We start from the raw sequence: 20955 nt of genomic DNA on the forward strand, positions 1-20955 counted from the left end.
AGTGTTGTCTCATGCCGGCAGGCAGGCCGGGCCGATGGGCTCGAATGTCTTGTAGGTCAGGATGAATTCGCGATGCCCCAGTTCTTCGGATCTGGTCTGGCGGCCCGATGCGACGGCGAGCACCAGATCGCGGATCTCGGTTCCCACCTCGTCGATGGAGCGGTGCCCCTCGATGATGTCGCCCGCGTTCACGTCCATGTCGTCGGCAAGCGCACGGTAGGTGTCGGGGTTGGCGCAGATCTTGATCACCGGAGAGATCGCCGAGCCGACGACCGAGCCGCGCCCGGTCACGAAGAGGGTCAGATGCGCGCCCGAAGCGATCATCTCGACTATTTCGGCATTGTCCGAAATGTTGGGAAAACCGAAGCGCACTTCGCCGTCCGGCACCACGTCCATGAGATAGAGCCCGCCGCGCGGCGGCACGTCGCCCGGCTTGAGGATGCCGGAAATCGGGCTGTCGCCGGATTTCACATAGGCGCCCAGCGACTTTTCCTCGATGGTCGAAAGGCCCCCTGCCGCATTGCCCGCCGCAAAGGATCCATAGCCCAGCGTCGCATAGTAGCGCTCCGCCTTTTCCACGCTTTCGATCAGCAACCGGCCCAGTTCCGGGGTCACGGCGCGCTCTGCCATGATGTGCTGACAGCCGATCAGCTCTCCGGTTTCCTCGAATATGCAGGCCGCGCCCGCCTGCACCAGCAGATCGAAGGCCTTGCCCGCCGCCGGGTTGCCGGAAATGCCGGAGGTGCCGTCAGAGCCGCCGCAGACCGTGCCGACGATCAGTTCTGACGGGTCCATGTCGACCTGTTCGACCCCCGCCACCCTGCCCAGCGCGTCGCGCAGCCAGTCGCGGCCCAGCTCGACGGTGGACTTCGTCCCCCCCGCCTTCTGGATCACCAGCGTCCTGACCGGACGCCCCGAGGCCGAGACCGCATCCGAGGCGCGCACCTTGTCGAAGCTTTCGCAGCCCAGCGAGACGAACAGCACCGCGCCCACGTTGGGATGGGTGCAGAGCCGCTCCATCATCCGGGCGGCGTATTCATTGGGAAAACAGCCCGGAAAACCGATGAGCTGCACATCGTCGTCGGGAAAGCCTTCGACAATTCGGGAAGCCACGAAATGCGCGCATTCCACGAGGTAGGCCACCACGACCGTGTTGCGGATGCCCTTGCGACCATCGGCGCGCAGCCAGCCCTTCATTGCGACACCAGCGCGCCGGTGCCGTCGGCGTCCTGCAGTGCGTGGGTGGCGGTATAGGCCGAGCGGATGTTGTGCACGTGCACATGCTCGCCCGCCGCGATCGCCCGGGTCGCGATGCCGATGGGCATGCCGTATTTCAGCACGCGCGCGCCTTCGGCAATGTCATGCCGGGCGATCTTGTGCGCAAGCGGAATCAGGCGGGCGAGCGTGACCTCGCCCCCTTCCAGCGCCACCGGCGTGCCCTCGGGGGCCGAGGCGCGGGCCACCAGCACGTTGTCGGCGGGGTTGAGCAGCAGAAAGGGGCTCATGGCTTCCTCTCGACCATGTAGATGTGATCGGCCACCAGCGCGGTCTCTCCGGTCTGTTTCAGCACCGTCAGCCGTTCGGTGACGCGGCCGAAGCCGGGGCGCTTGTCCATCACCTCCTTGGCGGTGATCTCGACCCGGGAGCGGATGGTATCCCCGATGAAGACCGGCTTCACGAAGCGCATCCGGTCATAGCCGTAGGAAAAGGCGACCGGGTTGATGATGGTCGCGGTGAGGCCGACGCCGATGGTAAAGACCATGGTGCCATGGGCGATGCGCTGGCCGAAAGGCAGCGTCTTGCAGAATTCCGCATCCAGATGGTGCGGGAAGAAATCGCCGGAATGCCCGGCATGGACCACGAAATCGGTCTCGGTGATGGTGCGGCCCACGGTCTCGCGCCCCTCTCCGACCTCGTACTCCTCGTAATATCTGATCTGTTCAAGCATCGGGGGACTCCTTGATCGGATGCATGGGCAGGTCCGCGCTTTCATAGGCGGCCTCGACCAGTGCCATGGTGTGCCAGGCGTCCTCGACGCTGCCTTCGAGCGTGGCGTCCAGCCCGGCGGCAAAGCGCTGGACTTGTGCAAAGCGGCCCTCGAAGGCCTCGAGGAACCAGTCGCCGCGCAGGGGCTCCTCCTCCCAGCCGTCGCCGGTGTTGAGCCAGAGCTCGTCCGGCTCGCCCTCGGGATAGTCGAGGTTCACGCCCATCTTCATATAAGCCGCGCCGCTGGTGCCGGTGACGCGGAATTCGCAGGCCTGGAATTTGCGCCCGAAGGCATGGTTGTGGTTGATCGACAGGTTGCAGCGCACATCCGCCCCGTAGTCCAGCATCATCGAGGTGCGGGTGTTGGACACGGTCGAGGACGGGTGCCCCATGGTCCGCGCATGGACCCCCGAGGGGTTGCCGAGCAGGTCGCGGATGAAGTCGACGTAATGGATGGAATGCAGCAGGATCTCGACCCGGGGCAGGTCGGCGAGGAAGGCCCAGAGATGCCAGGGCGTATCGAGCGCCAGCCAGGCGTCGAAATCCACCACATCGCCCAGAAGCCCCTGCGCGACGGCATCCTTCAGCGCCAGCGCATTGGGCGCATAGCGCAACTGGAAGTTCATCGCCGCGTTCAGCCCCTTTTGGCGGCAGATGGTCAGGATCTCCGTCGCGGCCCCAAGGTCCGAGCCCATGGGTTTCTGGATCAGCGCCGTCGCCCCGTCCGGCAGCGCGCGCAGGATCGACGGGATCGCGGCGGGCGGCACGGCGAGGTCATGGATCACGCCCGGAACCGCCAGCGCCGCGTCCATGTCGGCAAAGGCCCTGGTGCCGTACCGCTCCGCCAGAGCGGCAGCCTTGGCGGTGTCGGGATCGAAGATGCCGGCCACGGGAATGCCGAGGCGGCCGTATGTCGGCAGATGCGCGTCCGAGACGATGGAGCCCGCGCCGTAGATGACCACGGGGGTCAGCACCTCGGGCAGTTCGATGGTCTGGCGCAGCTCAATCATGGTGAAAGACCTCTTCCATCTCCGCCCACCATGCGCCGGCCGCCCGCGTTTCCAGCGGGCGCTGCAGCGGCATGCAGTGCGACCACCAGTCCTGCGTCACCGGATCGGCGGCCATTCTGGCCATGTCGCCCTCGAAATCGGTGCCGACATATTCGAAATAGGCAAAGAGCAGGTTCTCCGGCTCCTTCAGGAAGATCGAGTAATTGCGGATGTTGCAGGCGGAGATCATCTCCAGCACCTTCGGCCAGGCCTCCACATGCAGGCGCTTGTATTCGGCCACGGCATCCTCGCCCACGCCGATCAGTTGTCCGTGCCGGACCATCTCAACCCTCCCTCGTTTCGAAGGCACTGCCCTCGACCGTCCATGCTGCCAGTTTCTCCGTGTCCCATGCGATGCCGAGCCCCGGCGCAACCGGCGCCAGCGCGTGCCCTCCGTCGCGCGCCATGGGGGCGGCGATGTCGTCGAGCTGCGGAATGTATTCCAGCCAGGGCGCGTTCGGCACGGCGCAGACGAGGCTGACGTGAAGCTCCATCAGGAAATGCGGGCAGATGGCGATGTTGTGCGCCTCGGCCATGTGCGCGACCTTGAGCCAGGGGGTGATGCCTCCCACGCGGGACACATCCGCCTGCACGATGCCGCAGGCCCCCTGCGCGATGTAATCGGCGAACTGCCCCGGCGAATAGAGGCTTTCGCCCACCGCCACCGGCACCCGCGATCCGGCCTGAAGCCGCGCGTGGCCGGCGATGTCGTCCGAGGGCAGCGGCTCCTCGAACCAGCCGATGTTCAGCGCCTCGAGCATGGGCACGCGGCGCAGCGCCTGCGCGGCGGTCATCGACTGGTTGGCGTCGGTCATGATCTCGTAATCCGCGCCGAGGGCCTCGCGCACCGCGCCCAGTCGCGCGGCATCCTGCGCGATGGTGGGTTTGCCGATCTTGACCTTGGAGCCGGTGAAGCCCTGTTCGCGCGCGGCCAGCGCATCCTCGACCAGCGCCTCGGGCGCGATGTGCAGCCAGCCGCCTTCGGTGGTATACATCGGCACCCGGTCCTTGGCCCCGCCCGCCAGAAGGTGCAGCGGCAGACCGGCGCGCCTGCCCCGCAGATCCCAGAGCGCGCAGTCGATGGCGGCCTGCGCCAGCGCCATGATCGGCCCGACCGCCGTGGCGTGGGTGCAGAACAGCAGGTCGCGCCAGATCGCCTCGATCATCTCGCCCTCCTGCCCCATCAGGCGGGGCAGCAGCGTGTGCTTCAGAAGCGCCAGCACCGACGGTCCGCCGTCGCCGATGGTGTAGCTGTAGCCCATGCCGGTCGCGCCCTCCGCATCGGTCAGTTCGACAAAGATCGTCTCCTGAGACTTGAAGGACTGGATGGCATCGGTGCGCACGACCTTGGGCTTGAGGTCGACCATGAAGGCGCGGGCGTGGGTGATCCTAGGCATCGGCCATCTCCCGTACGGTCAGCGCCGCGCCGGTCTGCGCGTCGAACAGGTGGCACTTGTCGAGACTGATGCGGAAGCGCATCCGCTCGCCGGGGCGGACCGGGCGCGGGTTCAGCATCTTGGCCTGCACCTCGGTCCCCGCGAGTTCGGCAAACAGCAGGGTTTCGGTGCCCAGCGGTTCGGTGAGGCTCACCTCCATCTCGACCTCGGCCATGTGCTCGGTCCCCGGCAGCGCATGGCCGACCGGCATGATGTTGTCGGCGCGCACGCCGAACTGAACCCGCGCGCCCTCGGGGGCGGCATATCCCGGGGGCACCGGTAGGGTGGAACCGTCGCCCAGCACCACCTGCCCGCCGCGCAGCCTGCCGTCTAGCAGGTTCATCGGCGGCGAGCCGATGAAGGTGGCGACGAAGGTGTTCACCGGATGCTCGAACAGATCGAGCGGCGTACCGAGCTGTTCGATATGGCCGTCGCGCATGATGACGATGCGGTCGGCCAGCGTCATCGCCTCGACCTGGTCGTGGGTGACGTAGACGATGGTGGATTTCAGCCGCTGGTGCAGCTTCTTGATCTCGACCCGCATCTGGGTGCGCAGCTTGGCGTCGAGGTTCGACAGCGGTTCGTCGAACAGGAAGACGTCCGGGTGCCGCACGATGGCCCGCCCCATCGCGACGCGCTGCCGCTGCCCGCCCGACAGCGCGCCGGGCTTGCGCTCCATCAGCGGGGTCAGCGACAGGATCTCGGCGGCATTGTCCACCGCCCTGTCGATCTCGGCCTGCGGGCGCCGGGCGATCTTCAGCGAAAAGCCGAGGTTCTCGCGCACCGTCATGTGCGGATAGAGCGCGTAGTTCTGGAACACCATGGCGAGGTTGCGCTCGCGCGGGGGGAGGTCGTTGACCACGCGATCCCCGATGGCGACCTCTCCGCCCGAGATGTCCTCGAGTCCGGCGATCATGCGCAGGGTCGTGGACTTGCCGCAGCCCGAGGGACCGACCAGCACGACGAATTCGCCATCCTCGATTTCGAGATTGATCGCATGCACGACTTCGAGCGCGCCGTATTTCTTGACGACATTGCGAAGGTGAACCCGGGCCATGTCTTATCCTTTCACGCCGCCGAAGGTCAGTCCGGCAATGAGGTGTTTCTGTACGATGAAGGTGAGGACGAGCGCGGGGATGATCATCAGCACCGCCAGCGCGCACATGCCCCCCCAGTTGAGGGTGAACTCGGCCTGGAAATCGAGCAGGCCCACGGGCATGGTCTTCGAAGTGACCGAGCGGGTCAGCTGCGAGGCCAGCGCGTATTCGTTCCACGAGGTGAGGAAGGCGAAGATCCCCGCGCTGGCGATGCCCGACCGGGCGACCGGGAATTCCACCCGCCAGAAGGCCTGCCAGCGCGTGCAGCCGTCGATCTCGGCCGCCTCGGCCAGTTCGGGCGGCACCTGGCGGAAGAAACCGTCGATCAGCCAGATGGTGAAGGGCACGTTCATCGCCACGTAGGTCAGGATCATGCCGAAATGGGTGTCGATGATCCCGACCCGCGCGAACAGGATGAACAGCGGCAGCGACAGCGCCACGCCGGGCACCGCGCGGGTGCACATGAGGCCGACGAACCACCACGATTTGCCGGGGATGCGGAAGCGGGCAAAGGCATAGCCCCCCGCCATCCCCACCAGCAGCGCGATCACCGTCGAGGTGACCGAGATGATCAGCGAGTTGCGGAAGTAGGTGAGCACGGGCACCCCCCCTTCCCCGATGCCGCCGAACATCGCGCGGTAATGGTCGAGGTTCAGCTCGTTCGGGATCCAGACCGGCGGCTTTGCCATGATCTCGACCGTGGGCCGGAAGGAGTTCAGCACCACCCAGAGACCGGGCAGGCAGATCACCGCCATGGCGAGGAACAGGCCGACGGCGTGGACCAGCGTCAGCGCCCGGCGGCGGTTGCGGTGGGAAGCGTTCGAGGCCATCGGCTTACACCCCCATGCCCAGCTCGCGCCGGGCGGCGGTGAGCTTGCGGAAAAAGAACACGGTGAAGAAGATCGCGAGGAAGATCGAGATGTAGCCCATCGCATTGGCATATCCCATGCGGGCATCGACATAGCCGGTGCGCCCGATCAGGGTCCAGAGAAGCTCGGTCCGCCGCGCCGGTCCGCCGTTCGTCATGATCTGCACGATGTCATAGGCCCGCGCCACGTCGAGAGAGCGGATCGCCATGGCGATGTAGATGAAGGGCATGAGGAACGGCAGCGTCACGAAGCGGAAGCTCTGCCAGGAGGTGCAGCCGTCGACCTTGGCCGCCTCCAGCGGGTCCTGCGGGATGGCGTAGAGCCCGGCGAGGATCAGGATCGCGAAGACCGACGTGCTGGTCCAGACCTCGGCGAAGATGATCGAGAACATGGCAAGCTGCCCGTTCACCAGCCACGGGATCGCCAGGTCGGTGATCCCCAGCGACTGCAGCGCGTTGTTCACGAGGCCCACGTTGTCGTTGAAGATGAACTTGAACTGGAAGCCCACGAGGATCGGCGAGAACATCATCGGGAACATCATCATGGTGCGCAGCGCGCGCTGGCCGCGCGTCACCTTGGACACCATCAGCGCCAGTCCCAGCCCCAGCAGCATTTCGAGGTTCAGCGCGATTGTCAGCAGCAGCACCGTGCGCCCGAAGGCGGCCCAGAACTTGGCATCCCCGACGGCCTTTTCGTAGTTGAACGTCCCCACCCAGCGATAGAGGCTGTCGGGCTTGGTCAGCCGGTAGGCCGTGAAGCTCGAATAGAGCGACAGCAGCAGCGGGATCAGGACGACGGCCGCAAGAATGACGATGGCCGGCAGCAACAGCACCAGCCACGAGGGCAGTTTCACGCGTTTCATGGGCTTTCCCGGTTCGTGGCGCGGGGGCGGTTCGGCCCGCCCCCGCGATGGCGTCAGTAGACGCCTTCTTCCTGCATCAGCTCGTCGACCGCGTCAGAGGCATCGCTCAGCGCCTCGTCCACCGTCTTGTCGCCGAGGATGGCGGCCTGAAGCTCGGGGTAGATGAGGTTGGTCGCCTCGATCCACAGCGGTGTCGGCGGCACGGCAAAGGCGGTGGCGGCGGTTTCCTTGAAGGCCGCCAGCACTTCGGAGCGGTAGTCGTCGCCCTTGGCCTGTTCCGAGACGTAATCCCAGACGGCGGTGCGCGACGGCAGCGGGCCCGCGGCGCTTTCCAGCTTCTGGCTGTCCTCGCCGGTCAGGAAATCGACCAGCGACGCGGCGGCCTCCTTGTCGGCGCAGTCCTCTGTCACGGAAAAGCCGTGGAAGCCCGACCAGCCGGTGCGCACGCCCGCCGAGCCCTTGGGCGCGGGGGCCACGCCGACGTTGCCCGCGACCTTGGACGCCGAGGGATCGTTGAAGAACCCGGCCCAGCCCGGCCAGTCGAGGTTCAGCGCGATGGTGCCCGAGGCAAAGCCGTTACCGAGATCGTCCCACAGGTAGTTCGTGGTGCCCGCCGGCACCGCGCCCGCCTCGTAGAGGTCGACGAACCACTGCAGCGCCTCCCGTCCGGCGTCCGAGTCGAAGGCGGGCGAGAAATCGTCGTTGAACAGCTTGCCCCCGTCCGCGACGATCATCTCGTAGAAGCGGCCGACGATGGCCTCGTCCTTGCCCGCGTATTGCGTGCCGTAGAAGTTCGGGCCGTCGGCAAAGAACTTCGCCTGGTCGCTCACCTGCTGCCAGGTTTCCGGCACGGCGAGCGGATAGCCGTATTCGGATTCGAAGGCCGCGGCCCTGTCGGCATCCTCGTAGAGATCCTTCTGGTAATACAACGCCGAGACGTCGAACTGCGCGCGCGGCAGCATCACCAGCTTGCCCTCGAGCGTCGCCGCCGAGATGTTGGCCGGCACGAACTCGGTCACGGTTTCGGCAGGGATGAGCGCGGTCAGGTCGGTATAGAGCGACGGGTATTGCGAGGCGAAGGACGAATGGTTCGACCCCACGCACCAGCCCGTCGTGCCCGCCGCGATGTCGGATTTGAATTCCTTGTCCAGCTCGAAATGGTTCTTCTTCGAGATGATCTCGACCTTGGCGCCGGTCATCGCCTCCCACTCGGGGATGCGCGCATACAGCGCCTCGTACTGCTGGCCGCCGATCAGCTTGGCCTCGATGGTCACGCCGTCGAATTCGCCCGCACCCGCCGCTCCGGCAAGTGCGCAGGCGATGGCCAAGGCCGATGCGCCGCTGGCTCGTCTTTTCATGTGTCTTCCTCCCTAGGAACGCTCGGGCCGCGCTGCGCCGCCCTCTCCCGTGTGCCGCCCCTGTCGTGCCGGGCGATCTCCGCTCACCGCATTTCATATACGGAAGCTTGTTTTACATCTAAACTTGACTTCCCGCACGAGTCAAGGTCGAGTGAGCGGGCTCCGGAGGAAAGCGCCGGAAGGAGGAGGCCCCATGTTCATCGACACCCACCTGCATCTCGTGGACCGCGCGCGTCTGCACTATCCCTGGCTTGCCGGGGTGCCCGCGCTCGACCGGGACTGGCCGTTCGCGGATTACGCCCGCATGGCCGCGCGCCTCGGGATCGAGGGCTGCCTGCACATGGAGGTGGACGTCGCCCCCGAGGACATCGGGGCGGAGACCCTTTTCGTGCGGGACCAGATGGGCAGCGGACTGATGCGCGGGGCGATTTCGTCGGCCCGGCCGGAATCCGCGGATTTCCCGGGTTTTCTCGACCGGCTCGACCGGAAGGTGGTCAGGGGCATCCGCCGCGTGCTGCACGTGGTTCCCGACGAGGTGTCGCAATCCGTCACCTTCCGCGAGAACGTCGCGCGCATGGGCACCGCGGGGCTGCCCTTCGACATCTGCGTACTGGCGCGCCAGCTGCCGCTGGCCGCCGACCTGGCCGATGCCTGCGCCGACACGGTGCTGGTGCTGGATCACTGCGGCGTTCCCGACATCGCCGGGGGCGGATACGACGGCTGGGCCGCTGCCATCACCGACCTCGCCCGGCGCGAGAACGTCCACGCCAAGATTTCCGGCATCACCGCCTATGCCGCGCCGGACTGGACGCTCGACACGCTGCGCCCCTATGTCGAACACATCGTGGACCGGTTCGGCTGGAACCGGGTTGTCTGGGGCTCGGACAGTCCGGTCTGCACGCTGAACGCCTCGCTCGAAACCTGGGTGGCGGCGACGCATGCGCTGATGGCGGGCTGTTCCGACTCCGAGCGCGCGGCGCTCTACCGCGACAACGCGCGCCGTCTCTGGGCGCTGTAATCCGCCGATCCCGCGGGAAATCTCGCGCCCGATCTGATCCGGAGCCTGCCGCTCTGCGTAGACCCTGTGAGACCCACAAGCGGAGCGCGAGCATGCAGGCCTATCTTCTTTACCCGATCACCGCCGTGGTGTTCCTCGGCCTCGACATGCTGGGCATCCGCTACATCATCCGCCCGGTCTTCGACCGCCATGTCGGGCACCTGCTGGCCGATCCGCTGCGGCTCGGTCCCGCCGCGCTGTTCTATCTCGCCTATGTGGGCGGGGTTCTCTACTTCGTCTCGCTCCCCGCGCTGCGCGAGGGGGCGCCGCTGCAGGCGATGGTGGGGGGGATGCTGCTGGGGTTCCTGTGCTACGGCACCTACGAGATGACAAACCTTGCCACGCTGGCCGACTGGTCCTGGCAGCAGGTCATCATCGACGGGCTCTGGGGCATCGTGCTGACGGGCGTCTCGGCCTGGGCCGGCGTGGCGGTGCTGACCGGCAAGCTGGTCTGAGCGCTCAGCCCAGCCGCCCGGTCAGGCGCAGCGACAGCGCGTAGGGCAGCGCCCGCAGCAGTTTCAGCCCGTAGGTGAACCGCTTGGGGAAGTGGATTTCGAAGCCGCGCCCCGACAGGCCCTTCAGGATCGCGGAGGCCGCATCCCCGGGTTCCATCAGCGCGGGCATGGTGAAATCGTTCTTGTCGGTCAGGCGCGAGCGCACGAAGCCCGGGCAGACCAACCGCACGTCGACGCGCGGGGCGAGTTCGATCCGCAGGCTTTCGGCAAGGTTGATGATCGCCGCCTTGGTGGCGGAATAGGCCTGTCCCTTCGGCAACCCGAGATAGCCCGCGACCGACCCGAACAGCACCAGTTGCCCGCCATCGCGCAGCAGCGGCGGCACCAGCCGCGCCACGTCGAGCGTGCCGAGCAGGTTCACGCGCACCAGCGTTTCGGTCCGCTCGGGGTCGAGGTCGGCCACGCGGGACGGGTCGTACATCGCGGCCGTACAGATCACCGCGTCGAGCGGCGCGCCCCCGCCCAACCGCCGCACCGCGTCGGCCAGCGTGTCGCGCTGCCCGAGGTCGAGCGCAAGAACCTCGGCCCTGCCGCATTCCTCCGCAAGCTGCGCGAGATCGCCCTCGCTGCGCGCCGACAGGATCAGCCGCGCGCCCTGCCCGGCCAGCGCCCGGGCAAGCGCCGCGCCGATCCCGGCACTGGCGCCGATGATCCAGATCCGTTTTCCCGCGAAACCGTCCATCGCTCAGATCCGGAAGATCGGTTGCAGCAGGCGCGGCAGGAAGCTGGCGAAGCGCAGCGGTGCATCGGTCGCCGCCAGGCAGATGCAGGGCGCCCCCGGCCCGGCGACCGGCTGGTGATCCACCTCGTCATGGGCGGTCTCGACATCGCCGCGCGCGAAGGCGCCTTCGCTGTCCGAAAAGCTGCCCTGAAGCACCAGCGTCATCTCGAGCCCGTTGTGCCCGTGTTCCGGCACCGCGCGCCCCGGCGGGATGTAGAGCAGCCGCAACGAGGCGCCCTCTTCCTCCGACAGGATCTGCTGGCGGATGCCGCCGCCCAGCATCCGCCATTTCGGCGGATCGCCGCGCAGCGCCTCCATCACCGGGGCGGGAAAGATGCCCGAGCCGCGCATCGGCGGCGCCGGGGGTTCGGAACTGTCCAGCGCCGCGAGCAGCCGGTCGCGCGCCGCGGTGTCCAGCGCCACGGGCGCCTCGCGTTCCAGCAACGCGCCGCCGAGCGCCTCCTCGGCGCCGAGCTGGGCCCGGCAATCGTCGCAGAGCGACACATGCGCGGCCACGACCACCGAGAAGGCATGGGGCAACTGCCCCGCCGCGTAGGCGCGGATCTGCTCGTCCGGGATGTGATGGGTGATGGCGGTCATTCCTCGAGATCCTTGAGCTCCCCCCTCAGCCGTTCCAGGCCGAGACGTATGCGGGATTTGATCGTGCCCAGCGGCACGCCGCTGGTTTCGCTGATTTCGCTGTGCGAGAGGTCCTGCATGTAGGCCATCTCGAGCGCGCGCGTCTGTTCGGGACTGAGCCGGGACAGCGCCGCGCGCAGCAGCCGCGCCTCCTGCTCGAGCGCGAGGATCTGCGCCCCGTCCGGTTCGCGCCCCTCGGGTTCGGCCAGAAGTTCCGGCGCGGGCGGCGGGCGGCGGCGGATCAGGTCGATCTGCCGGTTGCGCGCGATGCGGTAGATCCAGGCCGAGGCCTCGGCCCGGTGCGGGTCGAACTGCGCCGCCTTGTGCCAGACCGACAGCATCACGTCCTGCACCACGTCTTCGGCGCTGCCGTCGCGCAGGCCGCCCTTGATCAGCATCGCCTTGAGGCGCGGGCCGAAGTGGTCGAACAGGGCCGCAAAGGCCGTCCGGTCCCTCTGGTCGCGCACGGCGAGCAGCGCGCGGGTCATCTCGGAAAAGGGGGCGCTGTCCATCGGGTCACTCTCGGGCATCGTGGCACAGTGGCCCGGCAATGCCGCGCCCTGCAACCCCCCAACGGGGGGGCGGCCGTCCTGTTCCGCGATGCTCTGTTCCGGTGTCATGGGCAGGTTACGCATCGCCGCCGCGATCGGATCACCCCGCGCCGCATTTTTCCGCTCCCCGCCCGCGCATCGCGGAGCGCGACGATTTTTTTGATCCGACCGCCGGTGCGGCGCGTAACCCCTTAACAAGCACGCAGAACAGGACCCTGACGATGGCATTCGACCTTACCCGCGGCGCCCCGCAGCGCATCGCCATCATCGGCGGCGGAATCTCCGGCATGGCCTCGGCCCGCGCCCTGGCGGCCCATCACGAGGTCACGCTCTACGAGGCGGCGCCGCGCCTCGGCGGCCATGCCCGCACGGTGGTTGCCGGGCGCAACGGCGATCAGCCGGTGGACACCGGGTTCATCGTCTTCAACTATGCCAATTATCCGCATCTCACCGGGATGTTCCGCGATCTCGACGTGCCCGTCGAAAGGAGCGACATGAGCTTCGGCATCTCGCTCGACGGCGGGCGGGTCGAATATGCGCTGCGCTCGCTCGGCGGGCTGTTCGGACAGCGGCGCAACCTGATCGACCCCGGCTTTCTCGGGATGATCCGCGACGTGCTGCGCTTCAACGCGGGGGCCGAGGCGGCGGCCGAGGCGCAGCCGGGCCTCAGCATCGACGGGCTGATTTCGGAGATGGATCTCGGGACGCGGTTCCGCGACCAGTATCTGTTCCCGATCTGCGGCGCGATCTGGTCGACCCCGGCGGGCGGCATCGGCGCCTTTCCCGCCCGCGCCCTTCTGCGCTTCATGCGCAACCACGCGCTGCTGTCGCACCGGAGCCAGCATCAGTGGTGGACCGTTTCCGGCGGCAGCCGCTCCTACGTGACCCGGCTCAGCGCCGCGCTCGAGGCCGACGGCGTGATCCTGCGCCCCGGCACCCCGGTGCGCGCCGTGACCCGTGACGACGCAGGTGTTCACATCGCCGCCGAGCGCTGCGAGACCGAACGTTTCGACCAGGTGATCCTTGCCTGCCACGCGGATCAGGCGCTGGCCCTGCTGACGGATGCCGACCACGACGAGCGCGGCGCGCTGGGGGATGTGCGGTTTCAAGACAACCGGATGGTGCTGCACCGCGATCCCTCGGTCATGCCGACCCGCCGCGCCTGCTGGAGTTCCTGGGTCTACCGGACAGAACGCGACACCCCGCCCGAGGATCCGATCGGCGTCACCTACTGGATGAACCGCCTGCAGAACATCCCCGAGGACGATCCGCTCTTCGTCACGCTGAACCCCGACCGCGACCTGCCCGACGCCGCGATCTACGACGAGACGACCTTCCGCCACCCGGTGTTCGACATGGCCGCGCTGGCGGCGCAGGACCGCATCGCGGCGCTTCAGGGCAGCAACCGCACCTGGTTCGCCGGCGCCTGGCTGCGCAACGGCTTTCACGAGGACGGCTTCGCCAGCGCCATGCGCATCGCCCGCCGTCTGCTTCCGGAGCGGGTGTGACCATGACCCTTGCCGACCGCCTGTCCGCGGGAGAGGTCCTGCACCTGCCGGCCTCGGTCAGCCACGCCCGGCGCGGCAGCCTGCGGCACGCCTTCCGCTACGGGGTCGACTACCTGCTCTTCGCCCCCGGCACGATGCGCCCGCCGCTGGTGATGTCGCACAACCGCTTCAACCTGCTGTCGGTGCGTGACCGCGACCACGGCGGCCCGCGGGGTGCCGGGCGCGGCGCGCCCTGGGCCCGCGAGGCGCTGACCCGCGCCGGGCTGACCTGGGAGCCGGAGATGGTGCTGGCGCTGCTCACGCAGCCGCGCTTTCTCGGCTACTGGTTCACGCCGGTCAGCTTCTGGATGGTGCTGCGCGGGGACGACCTGCTGGCGGTCGTCGCCGAGGTCAACAACACCTTCGGGCAGCGCCACAGCTATCTCTGCCACCATCCGGGCTTCGATCCGATCCGCGCCCCGGACGAGCTGGACGTGGAAAAGATCTTTCACGTCTCGCCCTTCCAGGACATCGCGGGGCGCACGCATTTCCGCTTTTTCCTGACCGACGACCGCCTGTCGATCCGCATCCGCCAGATCGACGGCGCGCGCGGGCTCGACGCGGTGATGTCGGGGCGGCTGCGTCCGCTCACCAACCGGTCCGGTCTCGGCGCGGCGCTGCGCCGTCCCGGCGGCGGTCTGCGGGTGCTCGCCCTGATCTACTGGCACGCGCTGCGCCTGAAACTGAAGGGCGCACGCTACCGCCCGGTTCCCACCCCTCCCGAGAGCGAGATCAGCCGATGACCTTTGCCACCTTTGCCACCAATGCCATGAAACGCCGGTTCTTCGCCTCGCTCGAGGGGCTGGACTACGGGCGGCTGCACCTGACGACGCCGGAAGGCACGGTGCACCGCTTCGGTGCCTCCGGCCCCGAGGCCGACATGGAGATCCGCGACTGGTCGCTGCTGCCCGCGCTGGTGCGGCGGGGGGATGTGGGGCTGGGCGAAAGCTGGATCGCGGGGATCTGGCAGTCGGCCTCGCTCGAAACGCTGCTGACGGTGGCGCTGCGCAACATCGACCGGCTGGGCGCCTATTCCGAACCGGGGCCCATCGCCCGGGCGCGGATGCTGGTGACCGACCGCATCCTGCGCGGCAACACGCTGCGCGGCTCGGCCCGCAACATCCGCGCGCATTACGACGTGGGCAACGAGTTCTACCAGCTCTGGCTCGATCCGGGGATGACCTATTCCTCGGCCCTGTTCGACGAGGGCGACGACCTGGAACGCGCCCAGACGCGCAAGAACGACCGCATCCTGTCGCGCATGTCGCCGGGCGAACGGGTGCTCGAGATCGGCTGCGGCTGGGGCGGTTTTGCCGAACGCGCCGCCGATCGCGGCCGGCATGTCACCGGCCTCACCCTGTCGCCCAGCCAGAAGGGCTATGCCGATGCGCGGCTCGACGGGCGCGCCGACATCCGGCTGCAGGATTACCGCGAGGTGACGGGAAAATTCGACAACATCGCCTCGGTCGAGATGATCGAGGCGGTGGGCGAGAAATACTGGCCGATCTACTTTGCCGCCATCAAGGCCCGGCTGGCCGAGGGCGGCGCGGCGGTGATCCAGTCGATCACCGTGCCGGACGCGGAATTCTCGCTCTACCGGAAACGCTCGGATTTCATCCGCCAGCACACCTTTCCGGGCGGGATGCTGCCCTGCGACGCGGTGATCGCCCGCGAGGCGCGGCGCGCCGGGCTGGAGGTCTCCGAGAGCTTTGCCTTCGGGCAGGACTATGCCCGGACCTGCCGGATCTGGGCCGACCGGATGCTGGCCGAAAAGGACCGCATCGCGCGGCTCGGCTACGACGAGCCCTTCCTGCGGAGCTGGCAGTTCTACCTCGAGGGATGCGCAGCGACCTTTTCGACCGGGCGCACGGACGTGGTTCAGGTCAGGCTTGTTCACGCCTGATCCGGATCATGCACCTCCGCCCCCGCGGCAAGGCCGGGGCGGGGGGAGCGGACGCGATCACTCGCCGCTGGCGTAGCGGCGGCCCGTCTCGATCATGCCGTCGGTGCCGAGCCGGTCGTTCAGCCCGCCGAAATCGAACATCCGTTCCTTGAACGCGAGGTTGGAGCCGCTGGTCCTGAGGCTGGCGTAGTAGTCCTCGGCCGTGCGGGCGAGCGCGCGCACGATGCCGCCGGGAAAGATCACCAGCGAGAAGCCGAGCGCCTGGAGATCCTCCGGCGTCATCATCGGGGTCGACCCGCCTTCGACCATGTTGGCCATGAGCGGCACGCGCCGCCCGAGGATCTCTCCCACCTTGCGCAATTCGTCGATGCTGCGCGGCGCCTCGATGAACAGCGCATCGGCCCCGGCCTCGATATAGGCCGCGCCGCGCTCCATCGCCGCTTCGAAGCCCTCGACCGCGATGGCATCCGAGCGCGCGATGATAAGCGTCTCGTCCGAGGCCCGCGCATCCGCCATGGCCTGAATCTTGCCGCACATTTCCGATAGCGAAATCAGAGACTTGTCCGACAGGTGCCCGCAGCGTTTGGGAAAGGTCTGATCCTCGACCTGAAGCGCGTTCGCCCCGGCCCGTTCGTAGATCCGCATGGTCCGCTGCGCGTTCAGCGCATTGCCGAAGCCGGTGTCGGCGTCGATCACGATGGGCAGGGAAATGCGGTCTCGGATCAGCGCCAGCGTCTCGGCCATCTCGGTCATGGTGGCAAGCCCGATGTCGGGCAGGCCGAGCCGGGTATAGGCCACCGCAGCCCCCGACAGGTAGACCGCCCGGAACCCCGCCTTTTCCGCGATCGAGGCGGTCAGCGCGTCGTAGACACCGGGGGCGATGAGGATGTCGGGCGCGTTCAGAAGCGCGCGCAGGCCGGGAATGCTCATGTGGACAGCTCCGGTCGGGCGAGGAAGTCGGCGCAGCTTTCCTGCTCGGCAACAGAGCCGAGCGAGATCAGCGTCGCGTCGTGAACCTCGGGTTTGAAGGCACCGCAGCCGTCGGTCAGCAGGATGATCCGATAGCCGCGCATGTGGGCGTCCCGCACGGTCGAGGCGACCCCGCCGTTGGTGACGATGCCCGCGACGACCAGCGTGTCGATGCCGAGGGCGTTCAGAACGTGTTCCATGCGGGTCTGGTAGAAGGCGGAATAGGCGACCTTCTCGATTTCCACGTCCGGTGGGGACAGGTCCTCGACCGCCTTGTTGCCCCAGCTTCCGGGGGCGAAATCGCCCTCGCGCAGGAAGGGGCGCAGCTCCTGCAGGTGCGGCGCGATCAGGAAGGGCCTCCCGAGCACGTGTTCGATGGTGAACTGGACCGAGACGAACAGCCCCCCCTTGCCGCGCAGCGCGGGCAGTATGGGGGCGACCCGTCCGGGCAGCGCGGCCAGTTCTGGCGTGCCCTGCCCCGCCCGGCCATAGGCGCCGTCGGGATGCAGGAAGTCGTTCGTCAGGTCGATGGTGACCAGCGCGGTTTTCGCCGGGTCGATGGGGCCTCCGCTCATGCCGCGCCCTCCTTTCGCTCTATGAGGACGTTGCCGTAGCCGTCGACGGTGGCGACCAGCCAGGGTTCGACGAAGATCGTGGCGTCGGGCTGTTCCAGCACCGCCGGGCCCTCGACCCGGGTGCCGACCGGCAGATCGAGGCGCGACAGCACCCGTGCCTCGGCCCATGCCCCGCGCACGAAGACCGGCCGCGTGCCGCGCGCGGCGGCCGCTTCGGTCGCCTCCGACGAGGGCGCAAGCCGCGACAGGTCGAACTTGTGGCGTTTGCCGATCACGGTGGAGCGCAGGTTCAGCACCCGGATGCCGGATTTCAGAAGCCGCCCGTAGAGCCCGTGATAGGCGGTTTCGAAGGCCTTGCGGATGGCGGCGGTCGTCGGCGCGGCGACCCTGCCCTCCTCGACCGTGACCGGGATCGGCACGGAGACGGTGTGGGTCTGGCCGAGATAGGCCATGTCGAGTTCGAACCGTGCCTCGCGCGCGGCAAATTCCGATCCCGCGCCGTCGAGCACCCGCTGCCCGTCGTCGTGGTGCTGCTGCATGAAGGCCGCGAGCGCGGCGAGGTCGAGCGTGTCGAGGGTGGCGTTCACCGTCTGCACGAAATCCTGCCGCATGTCGGCGATGACGCAGCCCATGGCCGAGGTCACGCCGGGAAAGCGCGGGATCAGCGCGCGGCCGATGCCGACCTCGTCGATCATCGCGCCGGCATGCAGCGCGCCGCCGCCGCCGAAGGGCATGTAGGCGAATTTCTGGGGATCGTGTCCGCGCTCGATCGAGATCAGCCGGATCGCCCCGGCCATGCGCGAATTGGCGACGCGGACGATGGCCTCCGCCGCGTCCATCACGTCGAGGTTCAGCGGCTTTGCCACGTGTTCGGCGATGGCCGCCCTTGCCGCCTCGAGGTCGAGCGCGCCGAGCCCCTTGCCGAGCGGCTTGGTCGCGTCGATGCGGCCCAGAACGATGTTGGCATCGGTCACCGTGGGACGGGTGTTGCCGCGTCCGTAGGCCACGGGCCCGGGGTTCGACCCGGCGCTTTCCGGCCCGATGGTCAGCAGGCCGCCGGCGTCGACCGAGGCGATGGAGCCGCCGCCGGCGCCGATGGTGGCGATCTCGATCATCGGGGTGCGCACGACCATGCCGAAGTCGATGGAGGTCTGGGGAGAGACCACCGTCTCGCCCCCCACGATCATCGACACGTCGAAGCTGGTGCCGCCCATGTCGCCGGTGATGAGGTTGGCATAGCCCGCCGTCTCGGCGATGTAGCCCGCCGCGATCACGCCCGCCGAGGGTCCGGAGAGCGCCGTGCGCACCGGGCGCTGGCAGGCGGTATCGACCGACATCACCCCGCCGTTCGACTGCACGATCATGAACTCGCCGCCGAAACCGCCGCCCTTCAGCGCGGTTTCGAGCCTTGCGAGATAGCCCGCCACCTCCGGCTGCAGGTAGCCGTTCAGCGCGGTGGTGGAAAAGCGTTCGAACTCGCGGATCTCCGGCAGGATCTCGGAGGAGGCCGCCACGTTCGGGTTCGGCCAGACCTCGCGCAGCGCGGCGACCGCCGCCTGTTCGTTGGCCGGGTTGGCATAGGCGTTGACGAAGAGGATGACCACCGACTCGCAGCCCAGTTCGCGCAGGGCCGCGGCCGCCGCGCGCACCGCGTCGAGGTCGACCTCGGTTTCGACGGTTCCGTCCGCCAGCACGCGCTCGGCCACCTCCATGCGCAGGTCGCGCGGCACGACGGGGGTGAAATCCCCCCGCAGTCCCCAGGTGCGCGGCCGGTCGCGGCGGCGCATCTCGAGCACGTCGCGGAAGCCCGCCGTGGTGATGACGCCGGTCCTGGCCCCCTTGCGTTCCAGCAGCGCGTTGGTGCCCGCCGTGGTGCCGTGCACCAGCGAACGGATGCGCCCCATGTCGGGCTGCGCCGCGCGGATGCCCTCGAGAAATCCGCCCGACTGGTCGGGGCGCGTGGTCGGCACCTTGGCGACGCCGGTCTCTCCGGTGCCGAGGTCGAGCGAGAAGACATCCGTGAACGTGCCGCCCACGTCGACGCCGATGATGCTGCCGAGGCTCATGCTTGGTCCCTCCAGGCGGTTCCGTATTGCGTATCGGCCAGGTCCGCCGAGAGATATCCGAGCGCCACGTCGCGGGCGACATCCGCCGCCGGGCGCTCTGCCGCGGGGCCGTAGCCGCCCCCTCCGGGGCTTTGCAGGCGCACCTTCTGGCCCTGTTTCAGCACGATGCCCCGCATCTTCGAGGTCATCGGCGGCTGGTGCCAGCCGTCATCCTGTTCGTAGTCGAAGCGGTTCACCGCCGCCTCGCCGCCGCCGTTCACGCCCTTGGGCGGGAACTTGCCCCGTTCGCCGAAGAAAAAGGCCTCGGCGCCGTTCTCTTCCAGCACCTCGATCTCGTAGACCGCGCCGAGCCCGCCGCGATGCTTGCCGGGACCCGACGACCCCTCGCGCAGCGCCCATTGCCGGAAGGCCACGGGATAGGCCGCTTCGAGGATCTCGACCGGCGGAATCGTCGCCATGGAGATCGGCGCCGAGCCGTGGTTGAGCCCGTTGCCCTCGGGGGTGCCGCCGTGGCCGCCGCCGTAGAAGCTGAACATCACCCAGCGCTGGCCGTTGCTTTTCCTGCCGGCGATGGAAAGCGCGTTGATCGTGCCGTAGGCGTTGGCGACCACCCGGTCGGGCGCGGCCTGCGAGGCGGCAGAGAAGATCACGTCGATCATCCGCAGGATGGTTTCGGTATAGCCGCCCGTGGGTGCCGGAAATTCCGCCGAGAGCAGCGAATGCTCGGGCACCACGATGTCGATGGGCCGCATCACGCCGGCATTGGCGGGCAGCGCCGGAAAGATGTGCTTGATCGCCACGTAGACGCAGGCGATCGAGGTCGGCAGCGCGATGTTGATCGGCCCGGCCACCTGCGGCGCGGAGCCGGTGAAATCGAGGCTGAGCCGGTCGCCCCGTATCTCCAGCGCCACCTTGATCGGCAGGGGCTTGTCCACGATGCCGTCGTTGTCGAGATAATCGACCGCCTCCCAACGCCCGTCGGGCAGGCCCTCGACCTCCTTGCGCATCAGGGTTTCGGCACGGGTGGAGAGCGCGGCAAGCGCCTCGGTCACGGTCTCGGCGCCGTATTCGTCCAGGAGCGCATCCATCCGCCGGATCCCGAGATCGAGGGCGCCGAGCTGGCCGTTGACGTCGCCTTCGGCCGATTGCGGCAGACGGGTGTTGCGCAGGATGATGTCGAGAATGTCGGTGCGCAGCTCTCCCTCGGCCACGAACTTGACCGGCGGCAGGACGATGGCCTCCTGGAAGACCTCGGTCGCGGCGGGATTGTAGTTGCCGGGCACCGCGCCGCCCACGTCGTGCCAGTGACCGACCGAGGCCAGCCAGCAGAACAGCTTGCCGTCGCGGTAGTAGGGCCGCACGAGGCGCATGTCCGAAAGATGGGTGCCGCCGATATGGGCATCGTTGAAGATCCAGACGTCGCCGTCCTTCGGGCCGCCCTGCTCGGCCGCCTTGTCGATCACCGCCTTCACCGCAAAGGCCATCACCCCGACGAAGATCGGCAGGCCGTTCTTGCCCTGGACCATCGTGTCGCCGGTGTCCGGGTGATAGATTCCGTGGCTGGCGTCATGCGCCTCGGCAATGATCGGGTTGAAGGCGGACCGGAACAGCGTGGCGTCCATCTCGTCCGCGATCTGTTCCATCCGACCGGCCAGGATCGCCAGGGTGATCGGATCGATTCCCGCCCCCGCCGGTCCCTGCGCCGCGTCTGTTTCCTTGACCGTTTCAGCCGTTCCGGCATTCGCCATCGGCGCG

At 68.0% G+C, this 20955-nt stretch carries 22 protein-coding genes; 5 read left to right on the forward strand and 17 right to left on the reverse strand.

Annotated features, from left to right (window positions below; translation table 11 throughout):
• Nucleotides 1-9: 9 nt before the first annotated feature.
• From ACN0RJ_RS10730 to ACN0RJ_RS10775, 10 genes are read right to left on the reverse strand one after another with little or no spacing between them, the layout of a single operon-like run.
• A complete protein-coding gene (locus ACN0RJ_RS10730; protein ID WP_417724253.1) occupies nucleotides 10-1197 on the reverse strand; it encodes a UxaA family hydrolase in 1188 nt (395 codons plus the stop codon).
• Complete coding sequence (locus ACN0RJ_RS10735) at nucleotides 1194-1505, reverse strand: UxaA family hydrolase (protein WP_417718953.1); 312 nt, start codon at nucleotides 1503-1505, stop codon at nucleotides 1194-1196. Before ACN0RJ_RS10735 ends, ACN0RJ_RS10730 begins: the two co-directional genes overlap by 4 nt.
• The gene (locus tag ACN0RJ_RS10740; protein WP_417718952.1) at nucleotides 1502-1948 is read right to left on the reverse strand and encodes a MaoC family dehydratase; all 447 of its coding nucleotides are present in this window, start codon (nucleotides 1946-1948) and stop codon (nucleotides 1502-1504) included. Before ACN0RJ_RS10740 ends, ACN0RJ_RS10735 begins: the two co-directional genes overlap by 4 nt.
• The gene (locus ACN0RJ_RS10745; protein ID WP_417724254.1) at nucleotides 1941-2996 is read right to left on the reverse strand and encodes a Gfo/Idh/MocA family protein; all 1056 of its coding nucleotides are present in this window, start codon (nucleotides 2994-2996) and stop codon (nucleotides 1941-1943) included. Before ACN0RJ_RS10745 ends, ACN0RJ_RS10740 begins: the two co-directional genes overlap by 8 nt.
• The gene (locus ACN0RJ_RS10750; RefSeq protein WP_417724255.1) at nucleotides 2989-3318 is read right to left on the reverse strand and encodes an L-rhamnose mutarotase; all 330 of its coding nucleotides are present in this window, start codon (nucleotides 3316-3318) and stop codon (nucleotides 2989-2991) included. The genes ACN0RJ_RS10745 and ACN0RJ_RS10750 overlap by 8 nt, the downstream gene beginning before the upstream one ends.
• A gap of 1 nt (nucleotide 3319) precedes the next feature.
• Nucleotides 3320-4432: a mandelate racemase/muconate lactonizing enzyme family protein gene (locus ACN0RJ_RS10755; protein WP_417724256.1), complete on the reverse strand. Its 1113-nt coding sequence runs from the start codon at nucleotides 4430-4432 to the stop codon at nucleotides 3320-3322.
• Nucleotides 4425-5528, reverse strand: coding sequence for an ABC transporter ATP-binding protein (locus ACN0RJ_RS10760; protein ID WP_417718948.1), 1104 nt, complete (start codon nucleotides 5526-5528; stop codon nucleotides 4425-4427). Before ACN0RJ_RS10760 ends, ACN0RJ_RS10755 begins: the two co-directional genes overlap by 8 nt.
• 3 nt (nucleotides 5529-5531) lie before the next feature.
• Nucleotides 5532-6398, reverse strand: coding sequence for a carbohydrate ABC transporter permease (locus ACN0RJ_RS10765; RefSeq protein WP_417718947.1), 867 nt, complete (start codon nucleotides 6396-6398; stop codon nucleotides 5532-5534).
• A gap of 4 nt (nucleotides 6399-6402) precedes the next feature.
• Entirely contained in the window at nucleotides 6403-7299 is an 897-nt protein-coding gene (locus ACN0RJ_RS10770; RefSeq protein ID WP_417724257.1) for a carbohydrate ABC transporter permease, read from the reverse strand.
• Nucleotides 7300-7352: 53 nt separating this feature from the next.
• The gene (locus ACN0RJ_RS10775) at nucleotides 7353-8657 is read right to left on the reverse strand and encodes an ABC transporter substrate-binding protein (RefSeq protein WP_417724258.1); all 1305 of its coding nucleotides are present in this window, start codon (nucleotides 8655-8657) and stop codon (nucleotides 7353-7355) included.
• A gap of 193 nt (nucleotides 8658-8850) precedes the next feature.
• Here ACN0RJ_RS10775 and ACN0RJ_RS10780 point away from each other — a divergent pair, with 193 nt between their 5' ends.
• Both ACN0RJ_RS10780 and ACN0RJ_RS10785 read left to right on the forward strand, forming a co-directional pair.
• A complete protein-coding gene (locus ACN0RJ_RS10780; protein WP_417718944.1) occupies nucleotides 8851-9675 on the forward strand; it encodes an amidohydrolase family protein in 825 nt (274 codons plus the stop codon).
• A gap of 92 nt (nucleotides 9676-9767) precedes the next feature.
• Nucleotides 9768-10169, forward strand: coding sequence for a DUF2177 family protein (locus ACN0RJ_RS10785; protein ID WP_417718943.1), 402 nt, complete (start codon nucleotides 9768-9770; stop codon nucleotides 10167-10169).
• A gap of 4 nt (nucleotides 10170-10173) precedes the next feature.
• On the opposite strand, the gene ACN0RJ_RS10790 is transcribed toward ACN0RJ_RS10785, so the two are convergent.
• From ACN0RJ_RS10790 to ACN0RJ_RS10800, 3 genes are read right to left on the reverse strand one after another with little or no spacing between them, the layout of a single operon-like run.
• On the reverse strand, nucleotides 10174-10911 hold the full coding sequence (locus tag ACN0RJ_RS10790) for an SDR family NAD(P)-dependent oxidoreductase (protein WP_417724259.1): 738 nt from the start codon (nucleotides 10909-10911) through the stop codon (nucleotides 10174-10176).
• Nucleotides 10912-10914: 3 nt separating this feature from the next.
• Nucleotides 10915-11550 (reverse strand): ChrR family anti-sigma-E factor, encoded by a 636-nt coding sequence (locus ACN0RJ_RS10795; RefSeq protein ID WP_417718941.1) that lies wholly within the window; start codon nucleotides 11548-11550, stop codon nucleotides 10915-10917.
• Nucleotides 11547-12119 (reverse strand): sigma-70 family RNA polymerase sigma factor, encoded by a 573-nt coding sequence (locus tag ACN0RJ_RS10800; RefSeq protein ID WP_417724260.1) that lies wholly within the window; start codon nucleotides 12117-12119, stop codon nucleotides 11547-11549. Before ACN0RJ_RS10800 ends, ACN0RJ_RS10795 begins: the two co-directional genes overlap by 4 nt.
• Before the next feature lie 242 nt (nucleotides 12120-12361).
• Here ACN0RJ_RS10800 and ACN0RJ_RS10805 point away from each other — a divergent pair, with 242 nt between their 5' ends.
• Genes ACN0RJ_RS10805 through ACN0RJ_RS10815 form a run of 3 tightly spaced genes read left to right on the forward strand, consistent with a single transcriptional unit; the run spans nucleotide 12362 to nucleotide 15590 of the window.
• Entirely contained in the window at nucleotides 12362-13648 is a 1287-nt protein-coding gene (locus ACN0RJ_RS10805) for an NAD(P)/FAD-dependent oxidoreductase (protein WP_417724261.1), read from the forward strand.
• A 2-nt stretch (nucleotides 13649-13650) separates the two neighbouring features.
• On the forward strand, nucleotides 13651-14430 hold the full coding sequence (locus ACN0RJ_RS10810; RefSeq protein ID WP_417724262.1) for a DUF1365 domain-containing protein: 780 nt from the start codon (nucleotides 13651-13653) through the stop codon (nucleotides 14428-14430).
• Nucleotides 14427-15590, forward strand: coding sequence for a class I SAM-dependent methyltransferase (locus tag ACN0RJ_RS10815; RefSeq protein WP_417724263.1), 1164 nt, complete (start codon nucleotides 14427-14429; stop codon nucleotides 15588-15590). Before ACN0RJ_RS10810 ends, ACN0RJ_RS10815 begins: the two co-directional genes overlap by 4 nt.
• Before the next feature lie 57 nt (nucleotides 15591-15647).
• Here the strand turns inward: ACN0RJ_RS10815 and ACN0RJ_RS10820 are convergent, their stop codons facing one another.
• The 4 genes from ACN0RJ_RS10820 to ACN0RJ_RS10835 are packed head-to-tail and all read right to left on the reverse strand — an operon-like array spanning nucleotide 15648 to nucleotide 20948.
• Nucleotides 15648-16520 (reverse strand): isocitrate lyase/PEP mutase family protein, encoded by an 873-nt coding sequence (locus ACN0RJ_RS10820; protein WP_417718936.1) that lies wholly within the window; start codon nucleotides 16518-16520, stop codon nucleotides 15648-15650.
• The gene (locus tag ACN0RJ_RS10825) at nucleotides 16517-17134 is read right to left on the reverse strand and encodes a cysteine hydrolase family protein (RefSeq protein WP_417724264.1); all 618 of its coding nucleotides are present in this window, start codon (nucleotides 17132-17134) and stop codon (nucleotides 16517-16519) included. Before ACN0RJ_RS10825 ends, ACN0RJ_RS10820 begins: the two co-directional genes overlap by 4 nt.
• Nucleotides 17131-19200 carry a hydantoinase/oxoprolinase family protein gene (locus ACN0RJ_RS10830; RefSeq protein WP_417724265.1) on the reverse strand — a complete coding sequence of 690 codons (2070 nt, stop codon included), beginning with the start codon at nucleotides 19198-19200 and terminating at the stop codon, nucleotides 17131-17133. The genes ACN0RJ_RS10825 and ACN0RJ_RS10830 overlap by 4 nt, the downstream gene beginning before the upstream one ends.
• Nucleotides 19197-20948, reverse strand: a complete 1752-nt coding sequence (locus ACN0RJ_RS10835) for a hydantoinase B/oxoprolinase family protein (protein WP_417724266.1) — start codon at nucleotides 20946-20948, stop codon at nucleotides 19197-19199. Before ACN0RJ_RS10835 ends, ACN0RJ_RS10830 begins: the two co-directional genes overlap by 4 nt.
• Between the last annotated feature and the right edge of the window lie 7 nt (nucleotides 20949-20955).

The organism is Salipiger sp. (assembly GCF_048261495.1).
In the GTDB taxonomy this organism is placed as follows: Bacteria; Pseudomonadota; Alphaproteobacteria; order Rhodobacterales; family Rhodobacteraceae; genus Salipiger.